This window comes from Mycobacterium sp. 1165178.9, from assembly GCF_001673555.1.
Classification (GTDB): domain Bacteria; phylum Actinomycetota; class Actinomycetes; order Mycobacteriales; family Mycobacteriaceae; genus Mycobacterium.
In genome coordinates this window covers 26,470-34,174 of sequence record NZ_LZMB01000298.1, presented here as the reverse complement: position 1 = coordinate 34,174, position 7,705 = coordinate 26,470, and the positions used below count along the sequence as shown (strand labels likewise).

8 protein-coding genes and 1 pseudogene are annotated in these 7,705 nt (G+C 68.2%); 5 read left to right on the top strand and 4 right to left on the bottom strand.

All coding sequences use genetic code 11. The features are described from left to right. Positions 1 to 992: MFS transporter (locus tag A5652_RS13090; RefSeq protein ID WP_067351566.1), on the top strand; the 992-nt coding region annotated here is incomplete at its 5' end. 5 nt (positions 993 to 997) lie between these two features. On the opposite strand, the gene glp is transcribed toward A5652_RS13090, so the two are convergent. After that, positions 998 to 2,212, bottom strand: a complete 1,215-nt coding sequence (gene glp / locus A5652_RS13085; RefSeq protein WP_067351580.1) for a gephyrin-like molybdotransferase Glp — start codon at positions 2,210 to 2,212, stop codon at positions 998 to 1,000. A 20-nt stretch (positions 2,213 to 2,232) separates the two neighbouring features. Beyond that, positions 2,233 to 2,340, bottom strand: a pseudogene (locus A5652_RS27595) (short-chain dehydrogenase); the annotation flags it as partial. A 132-nt stretch (positions 2,341 to 2,472) separates the two neighbouring features. Here A5652_RS27595 and A5652_RS13080 point away from each other — a divergent pair. Beyond that, positions 2,473 to 2,952 (top strand): VOC family protein, encoded by a 480-nt coding sequence (locus tag A5652_RS13080; protein WP_067351563.1) that lies wholly within the window; start codon positions 2,473 to 2,475, stop codon positions 2,950 to 2,952. Further along, a complete protein-coding gene (locus tag A5652_RS13075) occupies positions 2,943 to 4,394 on the top strand; it encodes an NAD(P)/FAD-dependent oxidoreductase (RefSeq protein WP_067351560.1) in 1,452 nt (483 codons plus the stop codon). The genes A5652_RS13080 and A5652_RS13075 overlap by 10 nt, the downstream gene beginning before the upstream one ends. Before the next feature lie 405 nt (positions 4,395 to 4,799). Here the strand turns inward: A5652_RS13075 and A5652_RS13065 are convergent, their stop codons facing one another. Next, positions 4,800 to 5,294: a cupin domain-containing protein gene (locus A5652_RS13065; RefSeq protein WP_067351554.1), complete on the bottom strand. Its 495-nt coding sequence runs from the start codon at positions 5,292 to 5,294 to the stop codon at positions 4,800 to 4,802. A 29-nt stretch (positions 5,295 to 5,323) separates the two neighbouring features. Here A5652_RS13065 and A5652_RS13060 point away from each other — a divergent pair, with 29 nt between their 5' ends. Continuing rightward, positions 5,324 to 6,022, top strand: a complete 699-nt coding sequence (locus A5652_RS13060; protein WP_067351550.1) for a M24 family metallopeptidase — start codon at positions 5,324 to 5,326, stop codon at positions 6,020 to 6,022. Here the strand turns inward: A5652_RS13060 and A5652_RS13055 are convergent. Continuing rightward, the gene (locus A5652_RS13055) at positions 6,019 to 6,930 is read right to left on the bottom strand and encodes an SDR family NAD(P)-dependent oxidoreductase (protein ID WP_067351547.1); all 912 of its coding nucleotides are present in this window, start codon (positions 6,928 to 6,930) and stop codon (positions 6,019 to 6,021) included. The two genes, A5652_RS13060 and A5652_RS13055, sit on opposite strands and share 4 nt — an antisense overlap. A gap of 103 nt (positions 6,931 to 7,033) precedes the next feature. Between A5652_RS13055 and A5652_RS13050 the strand changes: the two genes are divergently transcribed. After that, positions 7,034 to 7,600, top strand: coding sequence for a TetR/AcrR family transcriptional regulator (locus A5652_RS13050; RefSeq protein WP_082983883.1), 567 nt, complete (start codon positions 7,034 to 7,036; stop codon positions 7,598 to 7,600). The last annotated feature ends 105 nt before the right edge of the window (positions 7,601 to 7,705 follow it).

Sequence of the window (7,705 nt, the reverse complement as noted above, 5' to 3'; positions counted from 1 at the left end):
GGGCGCTGCCCCGCTGGGGCAGCCACCGGCTGATCCCGGTCATGGTGGCGGGTTATGTCGCGGCCGGCGCGACGGTGGGCCTGGCCGGATCGGCGGCCGCGCTGTTCGGCGCGCTGGCGCTGTGGGGACTGTTCCAGGGGGCGCTGGACGTCGCGATGAACACCCAGGCCGGCACCGTCGAGCGGCTCGCCAAGACTCCGATCATGGCGCGGTTCCACGGCATGTGGAGCGTCGGGGCGTTGGCCGGAGCCTTGATCGGCGCGGCGTGCGTCAGCGTGGGCGTCGGCCTGACGGCCCAGCTCACGGCTCTCGGGCTGGTCGTCCTGATCGTGGTGGAACCACTGACCCATCGCCTGATCCCCGACGGGGCCGACCCCGCCGCGTCGTCGGCGCCGGGTAGGCGCGCCTGGCTGACGCCGGCGGTGGCGATCCTCGCCGCGGTGTCGTTCGCGTCGTTTCTGTGCGAAGGCGCCGCCACCGACTGGTCGGCCAACTACCTGCGCAACGTCGTCGGCGCGGGCCCGAGCGTCGCCGCGCTGAGCTACGCCGCCTACACGTGTGCGATGGTCATCACCCGGTTCGGCGCACCCGGACTGCAGGCGCGGGTGTCCACCCGCCGGCTGCTTCCTGCGCTGGCGCTGGTGGCCGTCGTGGGCATGAGCGTCACGCTGGTGGCCGCCACCGCCTGGGTCAGCGTGCTCGGTTTCGCCGCGCTGGGACTCGGTGTGGCGCTGCTGGTGCCCACCGCCTTCAGCGCGGCCTACAGCGCGAACGGCGCCGGATCGGCGATCGCAATCGTCGCCGCGACCGGCTGGCTGGGCTACCTGCTCGGGCCGCCTTTAATCGGCCACCTGTCCGGCCGGGTCGGGCTGGCGGCGGCGCTGGTCACCATTCCGGTGATGATGGCGATCGTCGGCATCGCCATCCGTTGCACCCCGGCTTTCGACAAGGCCGACGAGTTCCATCGGGACGTGGTCACCCCCGCGGCCTGACCTCGCTAACGCAGATCCCACACCTGCAGTCGGGTCCCCTCGGGCACCTCGACGACGTCCTCTGGGATGTCCAGCAGTCCGTTCGCCGACGCGAGCCAGCGCAGGTGGTGCGACGCTGGCGGTCCGTAACTGGTGACCGTGCTGGCGTCGTCGTCGAGCACCGCTCGGCGGAATTGCCGCTTGCCGCGCGGCGACGTCAACGACTCGGCGAGGATGGCCGTGCGGTGCGGGCGTTCCGGGTACGGCAGGCCCATGGCCTTTCGCAGCGCGGGCCGGATGAACACCTCGAAGGACACCAGCGCGCTCACCGGGTTGCCCGGCAACGTGACGATCGTCGCGCCGCCCACCCGGCCTACGCCCTGCGGCATGCCCGGCTGCATGGCGACCTTGACGAATTCCACGCCCTGGTCGCCCTCGCGCCCGAACGCGTCCTTGACCACCTCGTACGCGCCGGCGCTGACACCGCCGCTGGTGATGATCAGGTCGACTTGGTTTTCGGAGCCCGCGTATCGATCGATAATCGAACTGAATTGGGCCACTTCGTCTTCCGCGGTCGCGACGGCGACCAGATCGGCGCCCGCATCCCGGACGGCCCCGGCCAGCATGATCGAGTTGGACTCGTAGATCTGCCCGGGCAGCAGCGCGGTGCCCGGTGTCACCAGCTCCGATCCGGTCGAGATCACCAGCACGCGCTGGCGCGGGATCACCGGCAACTCGGCGATGCCCAGCGCCGCCACCAAGCCGAGCACGGCTGGCGTCACGACCTGACCCTGCCGCAAGACCGTGGTGCCGGGGGAGACGTCCTCACCCGCGCGGCGGATGTGCTTGCCGGCCGTGCGCGGCGCGCGGATCGACACCACGTCCACGCCGCCGTCGGTGTCCTCCACCGGCACGACGGCCGTCGCCCCGGCCGGCAGCGGAGCGCCCGTCATGATCCGGTGCGCCGTGCCGGGCTGCAGCGTCAGTTCGTCGGTGCGCCCGGCCGGAATGTCCTCGGCGACGCGCAACACCACCGGGTTCTCGGGCGTCGCGCCCGCCGTGTCTTCGGCGAGCACCGCATAACCATCCATCGCGGAGTTGTCGAAGACCGGCAACGCCAGCTGCGCCACCACGTCCTCGGCCAGAACCAGGCCCTGGGCATCGGCCAGCGGGACCGCGACCGGCGGGCGCGCACGAATCAACTCGGTGACGACCCGCTGATGTTCGGCGACTGAGCGCATCGAAGCCATTATCTCCCGGGTCAGACGGGAAGGCTGACGCCGGTGAGTCCTTCGGCCACGGCCCAGAGCCGGCGCTGCAGTTCCTCGTCGTGGGACTGGGCGCTGGATTCGACGAGCTTCGGGCGGCCGCTCTGATCCGGGACGTCACCCTTCGACCACGAGCGAGTCCCTGCGTCGTTGGAAGGCATCCCCCAAAACATACTCATTCGGTTCTGCCGCTGCCGGATGGGCGGGTGGGCCCGTCGACGTAAGGTGAGAACGTGATTACCGGTTTGGCTCACACCGGCGTGTGCGTTCCGGATTGCGACGCCGCGGTGGCTTTCTACCGCGATGTGTTGGGCCTGCGCGTCCTGTCGCCCCCATATGTCATGTCCGGCAACGCCATTCGCGACGACATGGGCGAATTGGTGGCCGATCCCAGCATGAAAGCGGCCATCCTCGGATTCGAAGACGACGGTGACAGGGTGCTCGAGGTGATCGAATACCTCGGAGCCGAAAGCGGGCCTCCCGATGACGGCCGCACGCTGACCGACCCCGGGCTCTCGCACGTCGGACTGATCTGTGCGGACATCGACGCCACCCGCGCGGAACTGGAGTCCAAGGGGGTGCGCTTCCTGGTCAGTGGAATCGCGGACGTGGCGCGGGTTCGTACCACCTGGTTCGTCGATCCATGGGGCGTGGTGTTCATCCTGGTCGAAAAGAGCCGGCCCGGGCGACCGTACTTTGCGCAATGGGCATAGCGGCCGCCAAGCCCTCGGTCGGGATCATCGGCGCAGGCGCAGGCGGAATCGCGATGGGGATCCAGCTCGCCGACGCGGGCTACGACTTCACGATCTTCGACCGTGCCGGGGGATTCGGCGGGACTTGGCGCCACAACACTTTTCCGGGCGCGGCCTGCGACGTCCCGTCGCACCTCTACTCGTATTCCTTTGCACCCAACCCTCGTTGGAGCAAGACCTATGCCAACCAGCCCGAGATCCTCGCCTATCTCGAGAGGGTGGCGGCCGAGCACAAGCTCGCCTGGCGCCTGCGGGCCAACACCGCCATCACCACCGCGCGTTGGTCGGACTCGCGGCGCCGCTGGACGCTGACCACTGACGACGGCCGACAGCACGACTTCGATGTGGTGGTCAGCGCTGTCGGGATGCTCGATGTGCCGCACATCCCGGATATCGTGGGGGCGAAGCGCTTTCGCGGGCGCCGGTTTCATTCCTCGCGCTGGGACCACAGCAGGTCGACCGACGGAGAGCGCGTCGCTTCGATCGGCACCGGCGCCAGCGCGATCCAGTACGTGCCGGCGATAGCGCGAAAGACCGCCCACCTGACCGTGTTTCAGCGGACCCCGATATGGATCGCACCGCGATTCGACTTCCCGTTCACCCGCGAGCAGCACGAGTTGTTCGAACGTGAACCGGCCACCGCGCAGAAGCTGCGCGACGAGGCCTTCGATGCCTACGAGTCGTCCAGCTTCGACATCGACCACCCACAGACCCTCGAAGCGACCGAGCTTGCCCGCAGTTACCTGGCACGCAAGGTGGCCGACCCCGAGTTGCGGGCGAAGCTGACACCGAACTATCCCGCCGGATGCAAGCGGCCGCTGATGTCGCGCGACTGGTACCCCACGTTCGCACTGCCCAACGTCAGCCTGGAAACGGCTCCGATCGCCGAACTGACCGAACGCGGCGTGCGTACCGTTGACGGCGTCGAACACCGCGTCGACACCATCATCTACGGCACCGGGTTCACCGCCGCCGACTATCTGGCCAGCATCGACGTGTACGGTGCCGGCGGCCGCCACCTTCGCGAAGACTGGAGTGACGGTGCGGAGGCATACCTGGGCACGCTTGTCACCGGGTATCCGAATTTCTTTGTGCTGTATGGCCCCAACACCAACGGCGTCAACTCGATCATCTATATCCACGAGGCGCAGACGACCTTCATCCGGCACATCCTCGACGTGATGGGCGGGCGCGGGGCGCGCACCGTCGAGGTGACGGCCGAGGCGCAACGCCGCTACAACGACGAGATCCAGGCCGCGATGGCGGGCAAAGTCTGGCTTGCCTGTACCAACTACTTTCGGCATCCCAGCGGGAAGGTCGTCACCCAATTGCCCTATAGCGGCCGGACATTCTTCGAGCGCACTCGCAGCATGGTCGCCGAAGATTATCTGCTGCGCCCGTAACCCGCGTCCTTGGCCGCAACGGCGGCCGTGCGCCGACGGTGACCCGACGCGCGCGGCCGCCGCGTCATCGCCGCGGGCGCGAGGGTCAAGCGTGCCCGGGCCCGATCACGTAGTCCACGCCCGCCGCGCTGATAGCCGATCACCCGAATGCCGCGTGCCCGAACGGCGACCGGCGCCGGTGGATGCGGCCGAAAGTCCGGTGCGCTCCGGGGTTTCCGGCGTTTGATTCGCAGATCGATCATCACCGGGGCACTCATCGACCAATCGATCCGTTGCCGCATCCAGGCCGCAGCCCGCTTCGACGGCTTTCTCGTTCGCACGGCCACACCTTACGCCCATCGCTTTTCGCGGTGGGCAACGATCAGAAACGTTACGGCAGAGGAAATTTCGCATTAATGCAAGGGTTTACTGCACCCAGAAATTATCGTGCCGGATGAACCATTCCCGGCGCTCGTCGTCGGTCATGTCGGCCAGCGCCGCGAAGCCCTCGAAGTAGGCCTCGCGGGGCGCGCCAGGTGCGAACAACATCAGAATCGACGCCGGTTCGTCCGCCTCGTTGCGAAAACCGTGCACGCCGCCGGGCGGGACGTAGAGGAAGTCGCCCTGGTGGCCGTCGGCCCACTGGGTGCCGTCGTAGAGCTTCATCGTTCCGGACAAGACGAAGAACGCCTCGGACATGGCGCGGTGAAAGTGCGCCGGGGGACCGCCGCCGGCCGGGGCGATGTCGACGCGGTAGAGGCCGTAGTCGCCGGCGGTGTCCTGTTGGTTGGCCAGGTAGTGGTACCTGACCCCGGACGTCTCGTAGTCGGGCGGCTGATCGGCCCGCTTGAGCCAGGCGCTGATCTCCGGTTCGTCTTTGGTGTATCGGGCGGGCGGGTAGGGCGGCACGACGAGGGACATGGTTCCAGTGTGCGCATAGCATCGCCGGTGTGGACCGATCGACCGCCGAAGATGTTCGGGTGCAACGGCTGCTCGACGCCGAACGCAAAGCCGCACAGCTGTTCGACGAGATCGAGCGCCGGGCCATGATCCGGCCTGGGCTGGCCGAGAAGGAACTCTCCGACGAGATCCACGACCTCGCCGGCGAGATGTTCGGGGTGACCCGGCACTGGCACCGGCGGATCGTGCGGGCCGGGGAGAACACGCTCCAGCCGTTCCAGGAACGCCCGCCTGATCGCGTGATCGTCGACGACGACATCGTCTTCCTCGACCTGGGCCCGATCTTCGAGGAGTGGGAGGCCGATTTCGGGCGGACGTTCGTGCTCGGCAACGACCCGCACAAGACGGCCCTTCGTGATGCCCTACCGCGCGTGTGGGAGGCCGGCCGAGACCACTACGCCGGCCATCCCGAGATCACCGGCGCCGAGCTGTTCGACTACGTCGTCGGGGTGGCCCGTGCCGAGGGCTTCGAGTGGGGCAGCCGGATCGCGGGCCATCTGATCGGCGAGTTCCCGCACAAGAAGATCGCCGGCCCCGGCGTCGAGTGGATCATCATGCCCGGATCGAACAAGCCGATGCGCCGCACCGACCCGCGCGGGCGAATCTGCCACTGGATCCTCGAGATCCACCTCGTCGATCGCCCGCGCGGCTTCGGCGGCTTCTACGAGCAGCTGCTCGACCTGGGTTAGACGGGGTACGTCACGCCGGTCAGTTGCTCCGACACCGCCCAAAGGCGACGCTGCAGCTCGGCGTCGTGCGACTTCTTGCTGGAGCCGACGATCTTCGGGGAGCCCTGCGACTGGGCGAAGCCGGACGGGCCGTAGTACTGGCCGCCCTGCACTGTCGGATCAGTGGCGGCCCGCAGGCTGGGTAGCGCACCGCCGGCCGCGTCCTGAGTCACGAGGGGGGCTGCGATCCGGAAGACCGAATCGAGGGCACCGGGCAGGTGGCGCATCAGCTCGGTGTCCGAGAAGCCGGGGTGCGCGGCCGCGGCGATCGTCGTGCCGTGCGGGGCGAGCCGTCGTTGCAGTTCATAGGTGAACAGCAGGTTGGCGAGCTTGGCCTGCCCATAGGCGGCGACCCTGTTGTAGCGGCGCTCCCACTGCAGATCATCGAAGTGGATGTCGGCGAGGATGCGGTGGCCGACGCTGCTGACCGTGACGATCCGCGAGCCGGCGACCGGCAGCAGCCGGTCCAGCAGCAGGCCGGTGAAGGCGAAGTGGCCGAGGTGGTTGGTGCCGAACTGCAGCTCGAAGCCGTCCTTGGTGTTCGACTTCGGCGTGTACATCACCCCGGCGTTGTTGATCAGAAAGTAGATGCGCTCGTGCGCGGATCGCAGCTGCTCGGCCGCCGCCCGGACCGAGGCGAGCGACGTGAGGTCGAGTTCTGCCAGCGCGACGTCGGCATGCGGGCTCTGGGCGGTGATCCGGGCCGCCGCGTCCTTGCCCTTGTCCAGGTTGCGGACCGCCAGCACCACGTGGGCACCGTGGTCGGCCAGCGCCAGGGCCGTCTCGTAGCCCAGGCCCGTGTTGGCTCCGGTGATGACGGCGACCCGTCCGGTTTGGTCGGGAATGTCCGAGGTGGTCCACTTCGCCATGATCGGCTCCTTGAACTTGTAGAGTAAACGGGGCGATCGCTCCGGTTGATTGCTACTATATGGAACGCACGCCCCGTTTTGTCAACCTCTGAGGAGTGAACAGGTGGCGCAACCCGCACGGCCGCTGCGCGCCGACGCAGCGCGCAACCGGGCGCGCGTGCTGGAAGTCGCCTACGAAACCTTTGCGGCCGAGGGCCTCTCGGTGCCCATCGACGAGATCGCGCGGCGGGCCGGAGTGGGGGCCGGCACCGTCTATCGGCACTTTCCGACGAAGGAGGCGCTGTTCCAGGCGGTCATCGAGGACCGGATGCGGCGGCTCGTCGACGACGGCCGCGCCCTGCTGGAATCCGAAGGGCCCGGCGAAGCGCTCTTCACCTTCCTGCGCTCGATGGTGCTGCAGTGGGGCGCGACGGACCGCGGTCTGGCCGACGCGCTGGCCGGGCTCGGGATCGACATTGCCACCGCCGCCCCCGACGCCGAGGACGCGTTCATGTCCATGCTCGACCAGCTGCTGCGGGCCGCGCAGCGCGCGGGCTCCGCGCGCCGCGACGTCGGCGTGCGCGAAGTGAAGGCGATCATGGTCGGGTGCCAGGCGATGGAGGCCTACAACTCGGATTTGGCCGAGCGGGTGACCGACGTCGTCGTCGACGGTTTACGCGCTGGGCGATAGGGGTGACCACTTCTTGCACTCGACATAGGCGAGTGCTAAGAATGACGTTGGCACTCGCGACCAGCGAGTGCTAGGTCGGGACGGTGAGGCCAGGGCCGCGACAAG

What these genes read in the sequence shown, in the direction of transcription:
- A5652_RS13065 (WP_067351554.1), bottom strand. Translation starts at nt 5,294, where the DNA reads ATGTCCCTCGTCGTGCCGCCCTACCCGCCCGCCCGATACACCAAAGAC.
- A5652_RS13055 (WP_067351547.1), bottom strand. Translation starts at nt 6,930, where the DNA reads ATGGCGAAGTGGACCACCTCGGACATTCCCGACCAAACCGGACGGGTC.
- glp (WP_067351580.1), bottom strand. Translation starts at nt 2,212, where the DNA reads ATGCGCTCAGTCGCCGAACATCAGCGGGTCGTCACCGAGTTGATTCGT.
- A5652_RS13075 (WP_067351560.1), top strand. Translation starts at nt 2,943, where the DNA reads ATGGGCATAGCGGCCGCCAAGCCCTCGGTCGGGATCATCGGCGCAGGC.